The organism is Cupriavidus sp. KK10 (genome assembly GCF_018223725.1).
Taxonomy (GTDB): Bacteria; Pseudomonadota; Gammaproteobacteria; order Burkholderiales; family Burkholderiaceae; genus Cupriavidus; species Cupriavidus necator.
The window spans coordinates 6,521,503-6,542,653 of record NZ_CP073677.1; the positions used below are offsets into that span (position 1 = coordinate 6,521,503).

General features: G+C 67.2%; 15 protein-coding genes. 3 read left to right on the forward strand and 12 right to left on the reverse strand.

The features are described 5' to 3' along the window. The first annotated feature begins 2 nt into the window (after nucleotides 1–2). The 3 genes from KB879_RS30480 to KB879_RS30490 all read left to right on the forward strand — a co-directional run bounded on the left by KB879_RS30480 (nucleotide 3) and on the right by KB879_RS30490 (nucleotide 1,989). Nucleotides 3–476, forward strand: a complete 474-nt coding sequence (locus KB879_RS30480; protein WP_211980418.1) for an OsmC family protein — start codon at nucleotides 3–5, stop codon at nucleotides 474–476. A 10-nt stretch (nucleotides 477–486) separates the two neighbouring features. Beyond that, on the forward strand, nucleotides 487–1,350 hold the full coding sequence (locus KB879_RS30485) for an alpha/beta hydrolase (protein WP_013958372.1): 864 nt from the start codon (nucleotides 487–489) through the stop codon (nucleotides 1,348–1,350). Nucleotides 1,351–1,485: 135 nt separating this feature from the next. Then, complete coding sequence (locus tag KB879_RS30490) at nucleotides 1,486–1,989, forward strand: YMGG-like glycine zipper-containing protein (RefSeq protein ID WP_010812175.1); 504 nt, start codon at nucleotides 1,486–1,488, stop codon at nucleotides 1,987–1,989. 24 nt (nucleotides 1,990–2,013) lie between these two features. Here KB879_RS30490 and KB879_RS30495 read toward each other — a convergent pair whose 3' ends face one another. The 12 genes from KB879_RS30495 to atpG form a co-directional block, all read right to left on the reverse strand. Next, the gene (locus KB879_RS30495) at nucleotides 2,014–3,129 is read right to left on the reverse strand and encodes a YbdK family carboxylate-amine ligase (protein ID WP_013958374.1); all 1,116 of its coding nucleotides are present in this window, start codon (nucleotides 3,127–3,129) and stop codon (nucleotides 2,014–2,016) included. After that, nucleotides 3,129–4,355, reverse strand: a complete 1,227-nt coding sequence (locus KB879_RS30500; RefSeq protein ID WP_013958375.1) for a cation:proton antiporter — start codon at nucleotides 4,353–4,355, stop codon at nucleotides 3,129–3,131. The genes KB879_RS30495 and KB879_RS30500 overlap by 1 nt, the downstream gene beginning before the upstream one ends. A gap of 166 nt (nucleotides 4,356–4,521) precedes the next feature. After that, the gene (locus KB879_RS30505) at nucleotides 4,522–6,486 is read right to left on the reverse strand and encodes a tetratricopeptide repeat protein (RefSeq protein WP_211980419.1); all 1,965 of its coding nucleotides are present in this window, start codon (nucleotides 6,484–6,486) and stop codon (nucleotides 4,522–4,524) included. A 164-nt stretch (nucleotides 6,487–6,650) separates the two neighbouring features. Then, on the reverse strand, nucleotides 6,651–7,802 hold the full coding sequence (locus KB879_RS30510; RefSeq protein ID WP_211980420.1) for a branched-chain amino acid ABC transporter substrate-binding protein: 1,152 nt from the start codon (nucleotides 7,800–7,802) through the stop codon (nucleotides 6,651–6,653). Between the two features lie 156 nt (nucleotides 7,803–7,958). After that, nucleotides 7,959–11,921 carry a trifunctional transcriptional regulator/proline dehydrogenase/L-glutamate gamma-semialdehyde dehydrogenase gene (putA, locus tag KB879_RS30515; RefSeq protein ID WP_211980421.1) on the reverse strand — a complete coding sequence of 1,321 codons (3,963 nt, stop codon included), beginning with the start codon at nucleotides 11,919–11,921 and terminating at the stop codon, nucleotides 7,959–7,961. Between the two features lie 194 nt (nucleotides 11,922–12,115). Then, entirely contained in the window at nucleotides 12,116–14,437 is a 2,322-nt protein-coding gene (locus tag KB879_RS30520; RefSeq protein WP_249221212.1) for a primosomal protein N', read from the reverse strand. Between the two features lie 524 nt (nucleotides 14,438–14,961). Next, nucleotides 14,962–16,053 (reverse strand): uroporphyrinogen decarboxylase, encoded by a 1,092-nt coding sequence (gene hemE / locus KB879_RS30525; protein WP_211980422.1) that lies wholly within the window; start codon nucleotides 16,051–16,053, stop codon nucleotides 14,962–14,964. A 52-nt stretch (nucleotides 16,054–16,105) separates the two neighbouring features. Continuing rightward, nucleotides 16,106–17,056: an alpha/beta hydrolase gene (locus tag KB879_RS30530; RefSeq protein ID WP_211980423.1), complete on the reverse strand. Its 951-nt coding sequence runs from the start codon at nucleotides 17,054–17,056 to the stop codon at nucleotides 16,106–16,108. A gap of 50 nt (nucleotides 17,057–17,106) precedes the next feature. Continuing rightward, on the reverse strand, nucleotides 17,107–17,547 hold the full coding sequence (locus tag KB879_RS30535) for a CoA-binding protein (protein WP_013958382.1): 441 nt from the start codon (nucleotides 17,545–17,547) through the stop codon (nucleotides 17,107–17,109). Between the two features lie 693 nt (nucleotides 17,548–18,240). Then, nucleotides 18,241–18,657 (reverse strand): F0F1 ATP synthase subunit epsilon, encoded by a 417-nt coding sequence (locus KB879_RS30540; RefSeq protein WP_013958383.1) that lies wholly within the window; start codon nucleotides 18,655–18,657, stop codon nucleotides 18,241–18,243. A gap of 142 nt (nucleotides 18,658–18,799) precedes the next feature. Then, on the reverse strand, nucleotides 18,800–20,203 hold the full coding sequence (atpD, locus tag KB879_RS30545; RefSeq protein WP_211980424.1) for a F0F1 ATP synthase subunit beta: 1,404 nt from the start codon (nucleotides 20,201–20,203) through the stop codon (nucleotides 18,800–18,802). Nucleotides 20,204–20,236: 33 nt separating this feature from the next. Next, nucleotides 20,237–21,112: a F0F1 ATP synthase subunit gamma gene (gene atpG, locus KB879_RS30550; protein WP_211980425.1), complete on the reverse strand. Its 876-nt coding sequence runs from the start codon at nucleotides 21,110–21,112 to the stop codon at nucleotides 20,237–20,239. Between the last annotated feature and the right edge of the window lie 39 nt (nucleotides 21,113–21,151).

A 21,151-nucleotide genomic window follows, 5' to 3' on the forward strand; every position in this document is an offset into this window, starting at 1 on the left:
GCATGTCCACATACACCGCAGAGGTCCTGTGGCAACGCGACGGGCAGGATTTCGCCGGCAACCGCTACAGCCGCAGGCATGTGCTGCGCTTTGACGGCGGCGCGGAAGTCCCGGGATCGTCGTCGCCCCATGTGGTGCCATTGCCGATGTCGGATGCGAGCGCGGTCGATCCCGAGGAGATGTTCATTGCCTCGCTGTCCAGCTGCCACATGCTGTGGTTCCTGTCGCTGGCGGCGAAGCAGCGCTTCGTCGTCGACCGCTACCTCGATGCGGCCACTGGTGTGATGGCAAGGAACGCCGACGGGCAGATGGCGATGACCGTGGTAACGCTGCGCCCGCAGGTGACGTTTGGCGGCGAGCGCGAGCCCACGCGTGAAGAGCTCGATGCCCTGCACCACGCCGCGCATGACGCCTGCTTTATCGCCAACTCGGTCAGGACCGAGGTGCGCTGCGAACCGGTGTTCGCCGGCGCCTGAGCGCGTTGCCATGCCTGCCATCGTCCCGGCACCGGCGCCAGCGCGGCTGGTGTCGCCGCGGACTGGATCGGTCCGTCGCGGGGTGCTGCGCTGGCTCGGCGCGGGACTAGTCCTGCTTGCCGGAATCAGCATGCTGCAGGATCACTTCCTCTACTTCCCGGACAAGGCGTCGGTCGATGACATGGTCTCGCCCGGGCTGCGCGCCTGGCCGGGGCCACAGGACTTTCGCGGACTGGTCGCGGAGCCGGCCGGCCCGGCGCGCGCCACCGCCATGGTCTTTCATGGCAATGCCGGGCACGCCGGGCATCGCGACTACTACGCCAGCGCGCTGACGAAGCTGGGCCTTCGCGTGATCCTGGCCGAGTACCCGGCCTACGGCCCTCGCACCGGCACGCTGGGTGAGCGCAGCTTCGTGGCAGACGCGGAACAATCCATCGCGCTGGCCCGGCGCCAGTTCGGCGGCCCGCTGCTGCTGATCGGCGAGTCGCTGGGCGCGGGCGTGGCCGCAGCGGCCGCGGCGCGCCAGCGCGAGAGCGTCGCCGGCGTGCTGCTGATCACGCCGTGGGACAAGCTTGCGCATATAGCCTCGCATCACTATCCCTGGCTACCGGCCGGCTGGGTGCTGCGCGACCGCTACGACAGCGCGGCCAGCCTGGAAGGCTTCGGCCGCCCGGTGATGGTCGCGGTCGCGGAACGCGACACCATCGTACCGGCACGCTTCGGCCAGGCGCTCTATGCGTCGCTGGGCGAACCCCGGCGGCTGGCGGTGATCGGCGGCGCCGGGCATAACGACTGGACCGGGCATGTCGACACGGCCTGGTGGCAGGAAGCGGTCGCGTTCCTGCTGTCCCCGCCACCCACCACAAACAAATAACATCAGGCCGTCAAAACGCTGATTTGACATACCCCTGCGGGCCGCAAATACTGGCCTTCACAGAACGGCTCGCCACTTGCGCACCGGTCGGTGCATCCAGCGCCGCGTAGCCGACACCCGTGGGGGAAGATCATCATGAAGCAATGCCCGCATCGCAAGCTGTACCGTGGCCTCGGCGTACTGGCGGCGGCCATCGCGCTGACCCCGGCGCTGATCCCGGCCCAGGCCATGGCGCAGAACAAGCCTATGGCCTATCCGGCCAAGGGCCAGAGCCAGCAACAGCAGGCCAGCGACGACGGCGCCTGCTACAGCTGGGCCAAGCAGCAGACCGGCGTGGATCCGGCACAGGCCGCCAACGCCCCACCGCCGGCCCAGGCACAGAGCGGCCAGCGGGTACGGGGTGCCGCGGGCGGCGCCGCGGCGGGTGCTGTGGTGGGCGCGATGGCAGGCGATGCCGGCAAGGGTGCGGCGGTCGGCGCTGCAGCGGGTACGGTGGGGGGCGGCGTGGCGCACCGGCAGTCGCGCCGCCAGGCGAACGCGGCCAACCAGCAGGCGGCGGCCAATACCAGCCAGGCGATGGGCTCGTACTACCAGGCTTGGGGCGCCTGCATGCAGGGGCGCGGCTACAGCGTCAAATAAGACAGGGGGCAGCCCGGCGCAGGCTCAGGCAGCCCACCGGTCACACGCCTTGCGCACCGTTTCACGCTGGCTGCGCGCATCGGCATCGACCTGGCGCAGCCACTCGGCATCGCCGTCGCGGCGCTCGGCCAGCGCGCGGATATTGGCGAGCGCCTCCAGCGAGCCGAGTGCCTCGGCGTGCGGCACCAGCGCGTCGCAGATCGACAGGATATGGTCGGCGATCGGCATTCGCGTCAGTTCGTTGGGATGCACGTACTCCCCCTCCAGCCCGAAACGGCAGGCCTGGAAGCGGTTGAAGGTGTACACCAGGTAATCGTCTTCCTGCGGCATGAAGGGACGCGACAGCAGCAGGTAACGCGCCAGCATCTGGATATAGGCGGCGATATCGCAGGCGCGCTGCACCGTCAGCGGCGTGTCCATCACGCGGACCTCGATGGTGCCGAACTCCGGCTTGGGCCGGATATCCCAGTAGAAGTCCTTCATGCTCTCGATCACGCCGGTATTGCGCATTTTCTCGAAATACGCGGTGAAGGCGTCCCACGTCAGCAGGAACGGCGCACGCCCGCTCATCGGGAAGGCCGCGACCGAATTCAGCCGCGCCGAGGCAAAGCCGGTATCCACGCCCTGCACATAGGGCGAGGATGCCGCCAGCGCCACAAAGTGCGGCACATAGCGGCCGATGGCGTGCAGCAGGAACAGCGATTCGTCGGCGCTGGGGCAGCCGATATGCACATGCTGGCCGAACACGGTGAACTGCTTGGCCAGGTAGCCGTACAGCTCGGAGATGTACTGGTAGCGCGGCGAATCCGAGATGGTACGGTCGGCCCACTGCTGGAACGGGTGGGTGCCGCCGCCGGCAATGCCCAGGTTCAGCGAGCGCGAGGCCGCCACCATCAGGTCGCGCATCACGGTCAGTTCTTCCAGCGCCTGCTGGTAGCTGTGGCAGATCCCCGTGCTGATCTCGATCATGGACGGGCTGATCTCCGGCTTGATGTCGCCGGCATGCTCGGCGCCCTTGAGCGCGCGCAGCAGGTCGGGCGCGAATGGCGCCAGGTCATAGTCATGCCGGTTGACGAGCTGCAGTTCCAGCTCCACGCCGAAAGTCAGCGCTTCTGAGTGCTTGAACGGTTCGAGCGACATCAGCGCCCTCCTCCATTGGCCCGGATGTCGACGCGGACTTCGCCTGCGTAGCGCAGCGCCCAGGCCGCGATCACCGGACCGAAAAGTTGTTCGATGGCCAGCGCGCATAGGATGATGGCCGCCAGTGGCTGGCCGGTACCGGGGTAGAGGCGCGCCACGTCATGCATCAGCAGGAATGCCAGGCCCGACATCGGCGCCAGCGCCAGCCCCAGGGCCATGCACTGGCGCAGGCTCAGGCCCGAGAACGAGCCCAGCGACACCACTCCCGCCAGCTTGGCCACATGGCGCAGCACCACCAGCGCGATGGCGTAGACGCCGCCCACGGCCCAGTCCTGTGCCGTCAGCGGCAAGCCCAGCGACACCACCATGACGATGATCAGCAGGCTGCCCGCGCTGCCGAAATGCGGCGGCCATACATGCGGCTGGTTGTCCTGGTGCTTGAACACGACACCAGCCAGCATCAGCGTCAGCGGCATCGACAATTTTAGTACCCGGGTCAGCGCCAGCGTGAACAGAACCAGGCCCACCAGCACCAGGAAGCTGTAGTGATCGTCGGCCGACATGCGGTCATAGATGGCATGGCCGAGCTTGCCCACCACCCATGCCAGCAGGCACGAGCCCACCAGCAGGTACAGCGGATGCAGCAGCGCCGCGCCCAGGTTGCCGTATTCCGAATGCAGCCAGCCGGTGGCGACCTGCACGATGGCGGCGGCGTAGATGCTGTTGAGCGCAGCCATCGCCATCAGGCGCTCAGTGACCTGGCCGTCGGCGCGCAACTCATTCTTGAGCTGCAGCACGATGGTGGGCGAGGTGCTGACCGCGATGCCGCCGGCCAGGATCGCCACGCCGGGCGAGGCGCCAATCCATTGCAGCACCGCCGCCACCAGGCCCCAGGTCAGCAGGCTTTCAAAGGCACTGGTCAGCAGCAGCCAGCGGTTGGCGCGCAGCCAGGTCAGCGAGAGGCGATGCCCGAGTTCGAACAAGGCCAGCGCCAGCGCCATATCGATCAGGATACGGGTCTGGTTGATCATGTTCTCGTCGACGATGCTGCGCCCCAGCATGCCGGCGCAAAGCCCCGCCGCGGCATACCCGACGATGCGCGGGCAGCGCAGCCAGCGCCGGCTCAGCTCACCGGCCAGGCCGGCGCCGACCAGCGCCAGCCCGACCCAGAACAGGCCGCCGGGCGCGAGCGGGAGGCTTGGAAAAAGTTGGCTCAGTCCATTCATGGCGACATGGTAATGTAAGCACTTCACAATCCATGTCAGTGATTGTCCGACACCGCACAAAACACGCGCACAACTTCTGTCATCTGCGCGTAAAAAACGCCATTTACAGATGGCGTTTTTTACATCCTTTACATAGTCAGACCGTTCGCGGGTCCGGAGCGACGTTTCAGACGCCCCAGACTTTCCACATCGGCCGGGTTGCCTTCAGCGCGGCTTCCACCTGTGCATATAAAGTGCGCGTCGAGCCCTGCGCGGCACTGCGGGCACGGGCCTTCTCGAAATACCCCAGCGCGGTTTCACGCTGGTCCAGTCCAAGCGCCGACTGCACGGCACGCAGGTACACCTCGGCATCCCAGTCGTCACGCACGGCGAAGGCGGCGACAAAGTCGGCCAGCGCGGCATCGTGGCGCCGCGCTGCGTTGTGGACCAGTCCGCGCTGCACGCGCGGGCCGGCCTGGTCCAGCGGATCGCCCTCGGTCAGCGCCACGGCCTGCTCGAACAGCGGCAGCGCGCGCTCGGGCTCGCCCACGTCGCGCCAGACCTGGCCGAAGCGGTTGTACAGCCAGGCGTCCTCCACCAGCAGCGCGCGGCGCTGCTGGGCCTCGATCTCGGCCAGGGCATCGGTGCGGTCGTGCTCGTCCATGCCGGCCACCTGCGCCTGCAGCAGCGCGGCAAAGTGCGCACGCGCATGCGCCATCGGGTGCGCGGCCTCGCTGCGGGCTTCCACCGGCAGCGCATCCAGTCGGGCATCCATATGCATCATCGCGGCGCGCGCGGCCTCGGTCGGCTCGGAGCCGCCCATGGCTTTCCAGGCCGCGATCATGCGGCTGAAGGCCCAGGTCACGTCGGCCGGATTGCGCTCCAGCGGGTAGCGGTTGAGCACCTCGCCGGCCAGCTCGGCCACCTTCTGGTGCTGGCCCGCGTCGGCGTGGCAGTCGAGCAGGTCGATCCAGTGGTCGATGAACTCGCTGGCGGCCATGCCCTGCTGGTGCAGCGCGATGCGCTCGTCCACGTGCGCGGCGTCGGCCGGCAGGCTGCGCGACAACAGCCGGCACAGCAGCGAATAGACATGCGGGTCGGCATTGCCGCCGTGCCCCGCGGCATCGCCCTGGCCGGTGGCGAAGTACTGGTCGAAGCGCGCCACGCCGGCACGGCCGGCCTGCACCAGCACCGGCCGCAGCGCGGCCTCGGCGGCCGGCACCTCGTCGATGAACTCGCCCAGCGCCATGGCGGCGCGGTAGTAGCCGGCACCGTCGTCGGACTGGTCAGTCAGCGTGAAGCGCAGCCACGGCTCGCGATCGGCCGGCTGGGTGCTGTCGGCGCGCTGCGCCAGTTGGTGGCGCCAGGCCAGTTCGCGTACCTGGCTCTGCGGGTCGGGTACCTGGCGCAGGTAGACCGCCAGGTCGTCCAGTGCCCCCTGGACGTCGCCCACGCCGTGGCGCAGCGGTGCACGCAGGCGGCGCGCCTCGGGGTGGTCAGGGTGCTCGGCCAGCACACGGGCGGCCTGGTCGGCGGCCACGGTGTCACCGGCGGCGGGATCGAGCTCCAGCAGATGCGGGTTGTCCAGCGCCACGCGGCCCAGGCAGACGCGCATCAGCGGCTCCACCGGCACGCCGGCGGCCTCGGCCCGGGCGATGTAGTCCGTCACCAGCGGTGCGATGTCGTCGGCGCCCAGGTCGGGATTGCGGACCATCAGGTCATGCCAGTAACGCGCCGCGGCGGCCATGTCGCCCATGCGCAGGGCAGCCAGGCCGGCGTGGAAATGCGCGGCCCATTCGCCCGTCAGCAGGCCGCTGCGTTGCGCGGCCTCATGCAGCCACGGGAGCGCCTCGGCATCGCGGCCCAGGCTCATCAGCATGGCGCCGTAGCGGTGCGCGATCACCCCGCGCGAGGCCCAGCGGTGCGGCGGCTGCAGCGGCTGCGTGTCAAGCCGCGCCAGCGCCTCGTCCAGCACCGCCAGCGCGGCGTTGGCGTCACCGTTGTCAAAGTGCAGCCGCGCCCGCAGCGTGACGAAATCAACCACCTCGGGGCGGGCCTGCGACAGCTGGTCGGCAATCTGCAGGGCTTCGGTGAAGCGCCCCTGGTTGGCTAGCCCGATGGCGTGGTCGTAGCTGGCTTCCTGCTCGGACACGTACTGCTCCTATGGATTGAAAAAATGTGCGAGTGCGGGATTATGCGCCAACGGGGGAGATACGGAATTGTTTGGGGGCTTGGCGCCATGGCGCCATCCCCCCAAAAGGAAAAACGCCACCCAAAAGGCGGCGTCTCCCATAACCAGCAACAACAGCCAGCAGTTTACTTCCCGCCAACCGTCTCCAACACCGTCCACTTGCCGCCCACCACCTTATAGACAGTGATACCACCATCCTTCAGGTCGCCACGCGCGTCATACGCCAGCATCTTGGTGGTCACGCCCTGCATATTGGTAGCGGCCAGCACCGGCAGGTAACGCACCGGATCGGTCGACCCGGCCTTGACCATGGCGAACATCATCGCGGTGGCGCCGTCATAGGCGTACGGCGAGTAGGTCTGCACCTTCGAGCCGAAGCGCTTCTCGTACTTCTTCTCATACGTGGAGCCGCCAGGCATCTGGTCCAGCGGCAGGCCGGCCAGCGACACCACGGTGCCTTCTGCAGCCGGGCCGGCGAGCTTCAGGAAGTTGTCGGTCTTGGACATTTCGCCCGACACCAGCGGGGCCTTCATGCCCAGTTCCTTGACCTGCTTGGCCATCGGCGCGGACTGGGTCTCGGCGCCACCGTAGAAGATGATGTCCGGGTTGCTGCGCTTGATGTTGGTCAGCACGGCCTTGAAGTCCACCGCCTTGTCGTTGGTGAACTCGCGGCGCACGATCTTGCCGCCGGCGGCCTTGGCGGCCTTCTCGAACTCGTCGGCCAGGCCCTGGCCGTAGGCGGTGCGGTCATCGACGATAGCGATGTTCTTCGCGCCCAGCTTCTTCACCACGAAGGCGCCGATCACCGAACCCTGCTGGGTGTCGGAGGTCATCATGCGGAAGGTGGTCTTGAAGCCCTGCTTGGTGTATTCCGGCGCGGTCGCCATGGCGATCTGCGGGATGCCGGCGCGGTTATAGACCATCGACGCCGGGATGGTGGTGCCCGAGTTGAAGTGGCCGAGCATGCCCTGGATGCCGTTATCCACCAGCTTCTGCGCCACCACCGAACCGGTCTTCGGGTCGGCCTGGTCGTCTTCGGAGACCAGCACGAACTTGACTTCCTTGCCGCCGATCTTGGGCTTGGTGGCGTTCATGTCCTCGATCGCGAGGACGATGCCGTTCTGCATGTCCTTGCCGTACTGCGCCTGGCCGCCAGTCATCGGGCCGGCAAAGCCCAGCTTGATTTCCTGGGCCTGCGCGAACGCGGCCGAGGCGGCGGTCAGGCCAGCCAGGGTCAGGGCAACGGTCATTGCCGTCTTGTGGAATGTCGAGTTCATCAGATCTCCTTGGGTCCCAAATGGTGCCGATGTGGTGCCGTTGCCGGCAGTTATATTGGCGCGGCCTGGCAGTGCCGCGCCTTGCTTCCTGTGCGCAACGGGGCGGGATCGCCGCCACCGCTGCGCGCTTCGACATGACGACGTCCGAGGGTTGCCTCAGCCGATCGTCATCAAACTGGCATTGCCGCCCGCGGCCGCGGTGTTGACCGAGAGCGAGCGCTCGATCAGCAAACGGTCGAGCGCGATATTCGGTTCACCTTGCGCCAGGCCCTGCACGCCGATGATCGGACCGGGGCGCACTGCCACCTGTTCGCACACCGTGCGCAGCTGGTCGGAGTCGCCGTGGTGCAGCACCGCATCGATAGCGATGTCCGCCGCGGTCCAGTCGGCCACCATGCGGACGCGCGATTGTACGCCCTTAGGCAGGCGCGCAAACAGCCCCCGGCTGACAGGGTTTTCCGGCCATACGGCGTCGGCGCCGACGGTCAGCACGGCACCCAGCTGCAGGGCCAGGTCGGCCTCTTGCGTGGCCAGGCACAGCACGCGCTCGCGCGGCAGCAGGGTGTAGGTGTTGCGCTCGCCGGTGGGGCCGGGCAGCGTCACGGTCAGGCCCGAGGGCGATGCCGCGGCCAGGCGCTCGCAGGCGGCGGCTACCGCCGGCAGCTCGGCCGCGGCCCAGGCCTGGAAGGCCGCTGCGGCCTCGTCGCGCAGCGTGGCCGCCTCGCCGCCGCCTGCTTCCGACGCGCGCACGCTGCGTACCACCGCATCCTGCGGGCAGACCGACAGCAGGCGGTGCAGGTACAGCGGGCCGCCCGCCTTGGGGCCGGTGCCCGACAGGCCTTCGCCGCCAAAGGGCTGCACGCCCACCACGGCACCGACGATATTGCGGTTGACATACAGGTTGCCCACATGGGCACGGCTGACGATATGCGAGATGGTCTCGTCGATGCGGGTATGGATGCCCAGCGTCAGGCCGTAGCCGGTGGCATTGATCTGGCTGACCATGGTGTCCAGCGTCGCGCGCGGGAAGCGCACCACGTGCAGCACCGGGCCGAACACCTCGCGCTTGAGTTCCTCGATGCTGTCCAGTTCAATCAGCGTCGGCGGCACGAAGGTGCCGTTGCGGCAGCTGGCGCCCTGCGCGGCGTTGGGGTCGGCCTGGTGGACACGGCGGCCCTTGGCGCGCATGGCGTCGACATGGCGCACGATATTGCCGCGCGCTTCTTCGTCGATCACCGGGCCGACGTCGGTCGACAGCCGGTCCGGGTTGGCCATGTTCAGTTCCTGCATGGCGCCCTTGAGCATTTCCAGCACGCGGTCGGCCACGTCTTCCTGCAGGCACAGCACGCGCAGTGCCGAGCAGCGCTGGCCGGCCGAATCGAAAGCGGAGCTGAGGACATCGCCCACCACCTGTTCAGCCAGCGCCGACGAGTCGACGATCATCGCGTTCTGCCCGCCGGTCTCCGCGATCAGCGGGATCGGGCGGCCGGCGGCGTCCAGGCGGCCGGCGACGTTGCGTTGCAGGATGCGCGCGACTTCGGTCGAGCCGGTGAACATCACACCCTTGACGCGGGCATCGCCCACCAGCGCGGCGCCAACGGTCTCGCCGCGGCCCGGCAGCAGCTGCACCGCGCCGGCCGGCACGCCGGCTTCGCGCAGCAGGCGCACCGCGGTGGCGGCGATCAGCGGGGTCTGCTCAGCGGGCTTGGCCAGCACCGGGTTGCCGGCGGCCAGCGCCGCGGCCACCTGGCCGGTAAAGATCGCCAGCGGGAAATTCCACGGGCTGATGCAGACCACCGGGCCCAACGGGCGGTGGGTCTCATTGTCGAAGCTGCGGCGCACCTCGGCAGCGTAGTAGCGCAGGAAGTCCACGGCTTCGCGCACTTCGGCGATGGCATTGGAGAAGGTCTTGCCGGCCTCACGCATGATGATGCCCATCAGCGACTGCATCTGGGCTTCCATCAGATCGGCGGCGCGTTCCAGCGCGGCCGCGCGCACGTCCGGCGGCGTCGCCTGCCAGATCGGCGCGGCATTGACGGCGGCCTGCAGCGCGGCGTCGACGTCGACCTGGCTGGCCTCGGTGACATGGCCGACCACGTCGCGGTGGTCCGCCGGGTTCAGCACCGGCGCGGTGATGGCGTCGGCAGCGCGCGGCACCTCGGCGCCCAGCAGCGGCTCGGCCACGGCGCGTTCGCTGGTGCCGGCGAGCAGCGCCGACGACAGCGAGGCCAGCCGGTGCTCATTCGCGAGATCGATGCCGGCCGAGTTGGGACGGCTCTTGCCGTACAGCGTGCGCGGCGACGGGATGCGCGGGTGCGGCAGGCCCAGCACGCCTTCGTCGCGGTGCATCGCCTCGACCACGGCGACCGGGTCGGCCACCAGCTCGTCCAGCGAGATGGTGTCGTCGGCGATGCGGTTCACGAACGAGGTATTGGCGCCGTTCTCCAGCAGGCGGCGCACCAGGTACGCCAGCAGCGTCTCATGCGTGCCGACCGGCGCGTAGATGCGGCACGGGCGGTTGAACTTGCCGTCCGCGGTGGCGCCAACCACCTGGTCGTACAGCGGCTCGCCCATGCCGTGCAGGCACTGGAACTCATACTGGCCGGGGTAGTAGCTATGGCCGGCGATCTGGTAGATGGCCGACAGCGTATGCGCATTGTGCGTGGCGAACTGCGGGTAGATCGCGTCCGGCACCGACAGCAGCTTGCGCGCGCAGGCGATGTACGACACGTCGGTGTAGACCTTGCGCGTGTAGACCGGGTATCCCTCCAGGCCGTCGACCTGGCCGCGCTTGATCTCGCTGTCCCAGTACGCGCCCTTGACCAGGCGGATCATCAGGCGGTGGCGGCTGCGGCGGGCCAGGTCGATCAGGTAGTCGATCACGAACGGGCAGCGCTTCTGGTAGCCCTGCACCACGAAGCCGATGCCGTTCCAGCCGGCCAGCTCGGGCTCGAAGCACAGGCGTTCCAGCAGGTCCAGCGAGATCTCGAGGCGGTCTGCTTCCTCGGCGTCGATATTAATGCCGATGTCGTACTGGCGCGCCAGCAGCGTCAGCGACTTCAGGCGCTCGTACAGCTCGCCCACCACGCGCTCATGCTGCGCGCGGCTGTAGCGCGGGTGCAGCGCCGACAGCTTGATCGAGATGCCCGGGCCTTCATAGATGCCGCGCCCGCGCGAGGCCTGGCCGATGGCGTGGATGGCCTGCTCGTAAGAGGCCAGGTAGCGCTGCGCGTCGGCCTCGGTCATGGCGGCCTCGCCCAGCATGTCGTAGGAGTAGCGGAAGCCTTCGGCCTCGTACTTGCGCGCGTTGGCCAGCGCCTCGGAGATGGTCTCGCCGGTGACGAACTGCTCGCCCATCAGGCGCATGGCCATGTCCACGCCCTTACGGATCAGCGGCTCGCCGCCCTTGCCGATGATGCGCGTGAGCGCCTTGGTCAGGCCCGATTCGGTATGCGTGGCGACCAGCTTGCCGGTCAGCAGCAGGCCCCAGGTGGCGGCGTTGACGAACAGCGACGGGCTCTGGCCCAGGTGCGACTGCCAGTTGGCACCGCTGATCTTGTCGCGGATCAGCGCGTCGCGGGTGGCCTTGTCGGGAATGCGCAGCAGGGCCTCGGCCAGGCACATCAGCGCCACGCCTTCCTGCGACGACAGCGAGAATTCCTGGATCAGGCCCTGCACCAGGCCCTCGCGACCGGTGCCGACCTTCTGCTCGCGCAGCCGCGTGGCCAGGGTCTTGGCCATCTTGATGGCGGCCTCGGCTTGCTGCAGCGGCAGGCGGGCCTGCTCCAGCAGCACCGGCACGCAATCAGTTTCCGGACGACGATAGGCAGAGGTAATGGCGGCACGCAGCACCGATTGCGGCTGGATGCTTTGGGCGAACTCCAGGAACGGCTGCGGCGCATCGCCATGGACCAGCTCAGCTCCGTCGGCGCCATCCGCGTCGGCGCTACCGGCGGCGCCGGTCTCGTGCGGCAGGTGGCCGCGCTCGATCTGCTCGAGGTAGGTGAAGATGGCCTGCTTGATCAGCCAGTGCGGCGTGCGGTCGATGGATTGGGCAACGCGCTTGAGGCGGTCGCGCGAGGCGTCGTCGAGCTTGACGCCGAGAGTGGTGGTGGCCATGCGGGCAATTCTCCGAAAGACTGGAGCCGCCGCCGGTGCTACCTCGTCCATGCCGGCAGGCACGGGCGCGCGACCGGCCGCAGCCTGTGAGCTGGCGCGATCTTACTCCCGAAAATCACCAAGGTGCAACCTAGTGCAACCCTATCGAAAACCCTAATGCCAGGGTTGCACCTTTTTTTGCCACGCTGGCCGGCTCAGATCCGCAACGGATCGATTTCAAGCTGCCAGCGCACCCCTTTTGCCTCCGTCCCTACATCTGCGAAAGTCTGTACCCACTCAGCCACAAAGCGTTGCAGCACAGGCCGCGAGGTGGCCTCCACCAGCATCTGCGCACGTTCCCGGTTGAAGATGCGCACCATCGACATCGGCACCGGGTCGTGCAGTTGCACCTCGGCCGCCAGCGCGCAGGTATCGGCATGCCGGCGCGCCACTTCCAGGAAATGCAGCGCCCGTTCCAGCTGGCTGTGCTCGGCGGTCACCAGCACCTGGTAGCAGAACGGGGGCAACCCGGCCTGGCGCCGCTCGCGCAACTGGCTGGCCGCGAATCCATCATAGTCGTGGCGCGTCAGCGCCTGCAATGCCGGGGTGTCCGGGTAGCGCGTCTGGATCAGCACCTCGCCCGGCAGGCCGGCCCGCCCTGCCCGCCCGGCCACCTGCATCAGCGAGGCGAACAGGTGCTCGGCGGCGCGGAAGTCGTGGCTGAACATGGCCGCGTCCGGATGGACGATGCCGACCAGGGTCACGCGCTGGAAGTCGTGCCCCTTGGCCACCATCTGCGTGCCCACCAGGATGTCGACTTCGCCGGCATGGACTTCATCGAACATGGCCTGCGCGCTGCCCTTGCGGCGCGTGGAATCTGCGTCGATGCGGGCGATGCGGGCCTGCGGGAAGCGCGCCGCCAATGCCTCTTCGATACGCTGCGTACCGCGCCCCAGCGGCGCGATGTCGACATTGCCGCAGTCCGGGCAGTGATGCGGCACCGGCGCCTCCAGGCCACAGTGGTGGCAGCGCAGGCGCCGCTCTGGGCGGTGCAGCACCAGGTACGCCGAGCAGCGCGGGCAGCCCGACAGCCAGCCGCAGCTGTCGCAGGCAATCACCGGCGCGTAGCCGCGGCGGTTCAGGAACAGCAGGCTCTGCTCGCCGCGCGCCAGGCGCGCGTCGATGGCTTCCAGCAGCGGCACCGACAAGCCTTCGAACAGCGTGCGCTGGCGCTGGCGCTCGTGGTTCAGGTCGACCAGGCGCACCGTCGGCAGGGTCGCTTCGGCCTGGGCGCGCTCGCGCAGCACCAGCTTGCGGTAAGTGCCCTGCCCGGCCCGCCACCAGGTCTCCATCGACGGCGTGGCCGAACCCAGCACCACGGCAATGCCGCGCTGCTTGGCGCGCCACACCGCCAGGTCGCGCGCGGAGTAGCGCAGCCCTTCCTGCTGCTTGTAGGAGGTGTCGTGTTCCTCGTCGACCACGATCAGCGCCAGCGCCGGCAGCGACGCCATCACCGCCATGCGCGTGCCCAGCACGATGCGGGCCTCGCCGCGGTGGGCGGCCAGCCACTGCAGGCTGCGCTCCTGGTCGGCCAGGCCGCTGTGCAGCACCGCCAGCGGCAGGTGCGGGAAGCGCGCCGCGATGCGAGCCTGCAACTGCGGGGTCAGGTTGATTTCGGGCACCAGCATCAGCACCTGGGCCTGGGTGTCGCGTTCGAGCACCGCCTGCATCGCATGCAGGTAGACCTCGGTCTTGCCGCTGCCGGTCACCCCGTGCAGCAGGAACGGCGCAAAGCCTTCGGCCTCGGCAATGGCCTGCACCGCGGCGCGCTGCTCGTCGTGCAGCGGCGGCGCGGCCGATGGCGGCTGGGCGGGGCCTGTCGGCAGCAGGGTGCGCGCGGTGCGGCTGGCGTCGACCCAGCCGGCGGCCTGCCATTCGGCCAGCCGCGCCGGTGCCGCTGCGCACAGCACGCGGGCGTCGGCCAGCGTCAGCGGCTCGGCCGCGGCGGCGCGCTCGGCCAGCGCCTGCGCCAGGGCGCGCACGCTGCGTGCGCGTGGCGGCACGGCAGCCAGCAAGGCCTCTGCATGCCTAGGCAACAGGCGGTATTCGTCGGTGCGGGCACGCTGGGCCAGGCCTGACCAGCTCTCGGCCTCACGCAAGGCCGGCGGCAAGGCCGGCAGCATCACTTCGCCCAGGCGGCGCTGGTAGTAGCGCGCGGCAAAGGCGGCCAGCTCGATCCAGTCGGGCTGTAGCGGCGCCATCCAGTCCAGGCGCTGCGCCACCGGGCGCAGCCGGTCGGCGGGCACATCGGAGTGGTTGGCGTACGCCACCGCCACGCCGACCATGCTGCGGCGGCCGAACGGCACCACCACCAGGTCACCCGGGGCGACCTCGGGCGTGGCGAGATAGTCGAAGCAGTCGTCGGCGGGGGTGTCCAGCGCGACCCGGATGACCGGCTGGGCGGCGGCGGACGGCATCACGGCGCCCTCCGCCGTGCTGCCCTCGATCAGTGGGAGCGCGCCGCTAATTGGCGCCATGCGGCCCTTCCTGGTGCACCGCCTTTGCGCAACCTTTGTGCAACGGGCGGCAGGCGTAATGAGGGTGTAAATCTAGTGTGCGGCGCAACATCAACTTAAAGTAAAACTTCAAATGTGGCCCTAAGTCGATGATAGATGACTGGTTTTCCACTTATTCCACCGCCCCTGTGGATAACTTTGTTGAAAAGTCGCACTGGCTGACCGGAAAGCCCCGAGAAACAAGGGATCCACCGGCATCGGGCCTTCCTTTGCAATTCTTCCAAAGCCTTAAAAATCAAAGGCTTGCAAACATCCCCCGGATAGGTTAGGGAAAAACCCTGTCCCGCACTGCGGCAAACCTATCGGTGTGCATAAGTCAAGTGCCGCCAGTCAAGCCCGAGCACCTTTTTGGCGAATGCTGGCGAAAAAGTTAACTTGACAGGGTCCGGCGGCGCGGCTCCCGCAGCACTGGGTACGCTGGCGCGCCGGCGCGCTGCAGCGCGGGGCGCCGCAGCAGCAGCCAGGCCGACCGCATACTGTCACCGTCACTTCTGCTCAGCGCGCAGCTTGCGGCTGTGGCGATGCACTTCATCCACCAGCACCGAGACGTTCTCCGGCGGCGTGAACTGCGAAATGCCGTGGCCCAGGTTGAATACGTGACCATCACTGCCCCCGGCGGCGGCATAGCTGTCCAACACGCCGCGCACCTGCTCGCGGATCGCGGCCTCGGGGGCGAACAGCACGGTCGGGTCGATATTGCCCTGCAGCGCCACGCGCCCGCCGGTGCGCCGGCGCGCTTCGGCCAGGTTGACGGTCCAGTCCAGCCCGATCGCGTCGGCGCCGGTGTCAGCCAGCGCCTCGAGCCACAGGCCGCCGCCCTTGGTAAAGACGATCGCGGGCACCTGCTGCCCATCGTGTTCGCGCTTCAGGCCGGCCAGCACCCGGCGCATATAGGCCAGCGAGAACGCCTGGTACATGCCATCGGCGAGCGCCCCGCCCCAGGTGTCGAAAATCATCACGGCCTGTGCGCCGGCTTCGATCTGGGCATTCAGGTATGCCGTCACCGCCTGGGCGTTGATCTCGAGAATGCGGTGCATCAGGTCCGGGCGGCCGTACATCATCGCCTTGACCGTGCGGAAGTCGTCCGAGCCGCCACCTTCAACCATGTAGCACGCCAGCGTCCAGGGGCTGCCGGAAAAGCCGATCAGCGGCACGCGCTGGCGGCCGTCCTGGACCAGTGCGCGGCGGATCTCGCTCACCGCGTCAAAGACGTACTGCAGCGACGCCATGTCCGGCACCGCCAGTTTCTGCACGTCGGCTTCGGTGCGCAGCGGATGCGCAAAGCGCGGGCCCTCGCCCTGCGCGAACGACAGGCCCAGGCCCATCGCGTCGGGCACGGTCAGGATGTCGGAAAAGAGAATCGCCGCGTCCAGCGGATAGCGGTCCAGCGGCTGCAGTGTCACTTCCGTGGCGTAGGCCGGGTTCTTGGCCAGCCCGAGAAAGCTGCCGGCGCGGGCCCGCGTGGCGTTGTACTCGGGCAGGTAGCGGCCCGCCTGGCGCATCAGCCATAGCGGCGTGTATTCGGTCGGCTGGCGGCGCAGCGCGCGCAGGAAGGTATCGTTCTGCAGTGCGGTCATGGTCATCCTCGTAAGACCGCCATTCTAAGGGATGGCTGCGGGCGGATGCCGCTCAGACGTCGTCGATCATCCCGGCGAAGGCCGCTGCGGCACGCCGCATCCATTCGCGCGCGCGTTCGGCATCGGGCTGCAGCCGCGCGAAACCGTGGGTCATGCCGCCGGCCTCGATGGTAATCACCGGGGCGTCGTGGCGCACCAGGAAGTCGGCATAGGCCAAGCCGTCGTCGCGCAGCACATCATGCGCGGCCACCATCAGCACGGTGGCAGGCGGGCGCACCGGCGGCGCGGCCATCAGGTGCACACGGGGGTCGGGATGGGCGGCGCCCTGCGCCAGGGCCTCGGCGCCGATGAACTGGGCCCAGAACCAGGCCATCTCGTCACGCGTCAGGCCAGGACCGTCGGCAAAGGCGCGGTAGCTTTCGGTGCTGAGCACCGGCGCCGTCACGGGATAGATCAGCAGCTGCGCATCGACCCGCGCCGCGCCGCCGCTGTTGAGTTGCTGCGCTGCCTGCGCCGCCAGGTGGCCGCCGGCGCTGTCACCCGCCACGGCCAGGAAGTCGGTCGCCAGCCCGAGTGCCTGGCGTTGAGCGGTGAACCACTGCACGGCCTCGGCAGCATCGTCGCAGGGAGCAGGGAACGCGTGCTCGGGGGCGAGGCGGTAGTCGACGCTGGCCACCGCGCAGCCCGTGTCGGCCGCCAGCAAGGCGGCAACCGTATGGTGCGTCTGCGCCGAGCCGATCACCCAGCCGCCACCGTGGAAGTAGACCACCAGCCGCGGCGCGGTCTTGCCGGCCGGGCGGAACAGCCTGGCGCCCAGCGTGCGGCCAGCGAGCGCAAGCTCCAGGTCCTGCACCGTGATGCCTGGCGGATCCGGCAACAGCGACGCCGCCGCGATCTCGGCGAAACGGGCCCGCTGCGCGGGAATGTCGGCCGGCGCGGGCGCATTGGCGTAACGCTCCGCCAGGCGGCGGTAATAGGCAAGCAGTTGCGGATCGATGGCCATGGTTGGCGGCTGAAGGGAAAGCGGAAAGTAGAAGCGGTGCCTGACGGGAATCAGTCCAGCCCGAGCTGGTGCGTCAGCTCGACCTTGCTGCAGCAATCCTGCACCGCCAGCAGGCCGGCATCGGAAGCGCGGCGCACTGCCTGGTCGTTGACGATGCCCAACTGCAGCCAGACACCCTGTGCGCCAACGGCGATGGCCTCATCGACCACGCCGGGCGTTTCCTCGGCACGGCGGAAGATGTCGACCCACGCGATGGGGCTGCCTGCTGCCGCGGCAGCGTCGGCGGCTTCGCGCAGCGTGGCGTGGCAGGTCTCGCCCAAAATGCGTTCGCCGGCATGACGCGGATTGACCGGCACGATCCGGAAGCCGTGGTCCTGCAGGAATTCCGCTACCTCATGGCTGGGACGCTCCGGGCGGTCGGACAGGCCGACCACGGCCACGGTCTTCATCGCCAGCATGGCTTGTATGGCTTGCTGCATCTCAGGGCGCATCGCGTCTCCGGGTGGACAAGGGCGGGCCCGCGGACATGCAAAAACAACGCGAAGGCCTCAGGCGTCCTGAATCGTAACCGGAATTGTCACGCAGAGATTGGTGGGGGAGCGAACACGTAAATCGCGTCATTAAAGATAATGCAACGACACCTTTCTGCGGTTAACGTGACGTGAACGCGTGAAAATATGCCGAACACGCCAGATCCTGGCACCTCGGGCTTTCAACTTCTTGCAAAACGATACATTTTGTTACTGCCATGCCGGGGAGTTTCCCCCACAATGCATTGACACACCCGCTGTCCGCGGCGTGTGGCGCCCCAGTGAATAAGGCTGTTCAGACTTAAAGGGGTGTGGTGAAGAAAGCCTTTTTGAAGCAATAACCGATTTTCCGATCCAGCAGATCGCCGCTGGACCGGAGCACCAGGTAGACCGTTGCAGCGCGTGGCCTTTGCGGCCTCTGGTCGGATATTGGATATCCGTTGCGCCTTGATTGTCGGCCTGGACCGAACCCGTTCCTTCGAATTGACCCCTCGAAGGGATTTTCCCGTCCGCGCGGAGCCTCCCCGGCCCGCGCGCTTTTTTTTGTCCAGGCAGGACAAAAGCATATCGCCACGCCCAAAAAAAAGGCAGCCATCGGCTGCCTTTTTTCATTGTCGCGCCAGAAAAACAACAGCGCGACAACCGACTAATTGCTTACTTCTTACGACGCAGGCGGGCGATGGCAGCCAGTTGGGCAGCCGCCACGGCGAGCTCACTCTGAGCGCGCGCCAGATCCAGATCGCTGCTCTGGTTCTGCATCAGCTCTTCGGCAGCACGCTTGGCTTCCCGCGCCTTGGCTTCGTCCAGGTCGCCACCGCGGATAGCGGTGTCGGCCAGCACGGTGACGTGCTTGGGCTGGACTTCGAGAATGCCGCCGGCAACGAACACGAACTCTTCGCTGCCGTCTTCCTTCTCGATCCGCACCGCACCCGGCTGGATGCGCGTGATCAGCGGCGTGTGACCCGGCAGAATGCCCAGTTCACCCGACTCGCCCGGCAGCGCCACGAACTTCGCCTGGCCGGAGAAGATCGACGTTTCCGCGCTGACGACGTCTACAAGAATGGTTGCCATATCAGATCCTTTCTCCTGAAAGCTTTGGCTTCCCGTTTCCGGGAAGCAAGTATTTCGCCTTCGTGCCAGGCGCGGCCGCCGCAGACAGTAGATTAACTACGGCAAGGCAGCCGCAACGACGCATGAAGGCGAAAGACGCCGCTTACTGGAGCTTCTTGGCCTTTTCGAAGGCTTCGTCGATCGAGCCGACCATGTAGAACGCCTGCTCGGGCAGGTGATCGCACTCGCCATCCACCAGCATCTTGAAACCACGGATGGTTTCCTTCAGCGGCACGTACTTGCCCGGCGAACCCGTGAACACTTCGGCCACGTGGAACGGCTGCGACAGGAAACGCTGGATCTTACGAGCGCGGTTCACGGCCATCTTGTCTTCCGGCGACAGTTCGTCCATGCCCAGAATCGCGATGATGTCGCGCAGTTCCTTGTAGCGCTGCAGGGTCTGCTGTACGGCGCGCGCAACGTTGTAGTGCTCCTGGCCAACCACTTGCGGGTCCATCTGACGCGAGGTCGAGTCGAGCGGGTCCACTGCGGGGTAGATACCGAGAGCGGCAATGTCACGCGACAGCACCAGGGTCGAGTCCAGGTGCAGGAAGGTGGTAGCCGGCGACGGGTCGGTCAAGTCATCCGCAGGCACGTAGACGGCCTGGATCGACGTAATCGAGCCAGTCTTGGTCGACGTAATACGCTCCTGCAGCTTGCCCATTTCTTCAGCCAGCGTCGGCTGGTAGCCCACGGCGGAAGGCATACGGCCCAGCAGTGCCGACACTTCGGTACCAGCCAGCGTGTAGCGGTAGATGTTGTCGACGAAGAACAGGATGTCACGGCCCTCGTCGCGGAACTTCTCGGCCATGGTCAGGCCGGAAAGTGCCACGCGCAGACGGTTGCCCGGCGGCTCGTTCATCTGGCCGAACACCATGGCCACCTTGTCGAGCACGTTCGAGTCCTTCATTTCGTGGTAGAAGTCGTTCCCTTCACGGGTACGCTCGCCCACGCCGGCGAACACCGACAGACCGCTGTGCTGCTTGGCGATGTTGTTGATGAGCTCCATCATGTTGACGGTCTTGCCCACGCCTGCGCCACCAAACAGACCCACCTTGCCGCCCTTGGCGAACGGGCAAATCAGGTCGATCACCTTGATGCCGGTTTCGAGCAGGTCGGTGGAAGGCGACAGTTCGTCGAACTTCGGCGCCTTCTGATGAATCGCGCGCCGCTCGTCGGAAGCGATCGGGCCAGCTTCGTCGATGGGGCGACCCAGGACATCCATAATGCGGCCCAGCGTGCCTTGACCCACCGGCACCGAGATCGGCGCGCCGGTGCTCTTCACCGGCATGCCGCGGCGCAGGCCGTCCGACGAACCGAGGGCAATGGTACGGACCACGCCGTCACCCAGCTGCTGCTGGACTTCGAACGTCAGGCCCTTTTCGGCGAACGACGTTTCGCCGCTGTCTTCCAGCACCAGCGCGTCGTACACCCTCGGCATCGCGTCGCGTGGGAACTCGATGTCCACCACGGCGCCGATGCACTGCACAATATTTCCGATACTCATTTCGTATCTCCGATAGCTTGAATTCTTAACGCTTCAGACCGCTGCCGCACCGCTGACGATCTCTGACAATTCCTTGGTGATCGCTGCCTGCCGGGTCTTGTTGTAGTCCAGCTGCAGTTCGCCGATCACGTTCTTGGCATTGTCGGATGCCGCCTTCATAGCCACCATGCGCGCCGACTGTTCGGACGCCATGTTCTCGGCCACGGCCTGGTACACCAGCGCCTCGACGTAGCGAACCAGCAGCTCTTCCACCACGGTCTGCGCGTCAGGCTCGTAGATGTAGTCCCACGAGTAGGCGCGCTTCTCTTCTTCCGTCTGCAACAGCTTGTCGGCGGCGAGCGGCAGCAGTTGCTCAACCATCGGTTCCTGCTTCATCGTGTTGATGAACTTGGTGTACGCGATGTACACCGCATCGACTTCACCATTGGTGAATGCATCGAGCTGGACCTTGATCGCGCCGATCAGCTTTTCCAGGTGCGGGGTGTCGCCGAGCTGCACCACATTCGAGGCCACCTTGGCGCCGATGCGGCTCAGGAACTGCATGCCCTTGCTGCCGATGGCAGTGGCTTGCACAGCCACGCCGCGACCCTGCAGGCTCTTCAGCTCGTTGGTCACCGCACGCAGCACGTTCGTGTTCAGACCGCCGCACAGCCCCTTGTCGGTCGTGACCACGATCATGCCGACGCGCTTGACTTCGCGCTCCTGCATGAACGGGTGCTTGAACTCGGGGTTGGCCGAAGCCAGGTGCGCCGCGATGTTACGCACTTTCTCGGCATAGGGACGGGCATTGCGCATCCGTTCCTGCGCCTTGCGCATCTTGGATGCGGCGACCATCTCCATCGCCTTGGTGATCTTGCGCGTGTTCTGCACGCTCTTAATCTTGGTTCGAATCTCTTTCGTTCCGGCCATACTTTCCTCTCCGTCCGAACCAGCGCCGCGCCGGCGTTA

Excerpts from the sequence above, each read along its gene's own strand:
- KB879_RS30480 (WP_211980418.1), top strand. The coding sequence starts at position 3 with ATGTCCACATACACCGCAGAGGTCCTGTGGCAACGCGACGGGCAGGAT.
- KB879_RS30485 (WP_013958372.1), top strand. The coding sequence starts at position 487 with ATGCCTGCCATCGTCCCGGCACCGGCGCCAGCGCGGCTGGTGTCGCCG.
- KB879_RS30490 (WP_010812175.1), top strand. The coding sequence starts at position 1,486 with ATGAAGCAATGCCCGCATCGCAAGCTGTACCGTGGCCTCGGCGTACTG.
- KB879_RS30495 (WP_013958374.1), bottom strand. The coding sequence starts at position 3,129 with ATGTCGCTCGAACCGTTCAAGCACTCAGAAGCGCTGACTTTCGGCGTG.
- KB879_RS30500 (WP_013958375.1), bottom strand. The coding sequence starts at position 4,355 with ATGAATGGACTGAGCCAACTTTTTCCAAGCCTCCCGCTCGCGCCCGGC.
- KB879_RS30510 (WP_211980420.1), bottom strand. The coding sequence starts at position 7,802 with ATGAACTCGACATTCCACAAGACGGCAATGACCGTTGCCCTGACCCTG.
- putA (WP_211980421.1), bottom strand. The coding sequence starts at position 11,921 with ATGGCCACCACCACTCTCGGCGTCAAGCTCGACGACGCCTCGCGCGAC.
- KB879_RS30520 (WP_249221212.1), bottom strand. The coding sequence starts at position 14,437 with ATGGCGCCAATTAGCGGCGCGCTCCCACTGATCGAGGGCAGCACGGCG.
- hemE (WP_211980422.1), bottom strand. The coding sequence starts at position 16,053 with ATGACCGCACTGCAGAACGATACCTTCCTGCGCGCGCTGCGCCGCCAG.
- KB879_RS30530 (WP_211980423.1), bottom strand. The coding sequence starts at position 17,056 with ATGGCCATCGATCCGCAACTGCTTGCCTATTACCGCCGCCTGGCGGAG.
- KB879_RS30535 (WP_013958382.1), bottom strand. The coding sequence starts at position 17,547 with ATGCGCCCTGAGATGCAGCAAGCCATACAAGCCATGCTGGCGATGAAG.
- KB879_RS30540 (WP_013958383.1), bottom strand. The coding sequence starts at position 18,657 with ATGGCAACCATTCTTGTAGACGTCGTCAGCGCGGAAACGTCGATCTTC.
- atpD (WP_211980424.1), bottom strand. The coding sequence starts at position 20,203 with ATGAGTATCGGAAATATTGTGCAGTGCATCGGCGCCGTGGTGGACATC.
- atpG (WP_211980425.1), bottom strand. The coding sequence starts at position 21,112 with ATGGCCGGAACGAAAGAGATTCGAACCAAGATTAAGAGCGTGCAGAAC.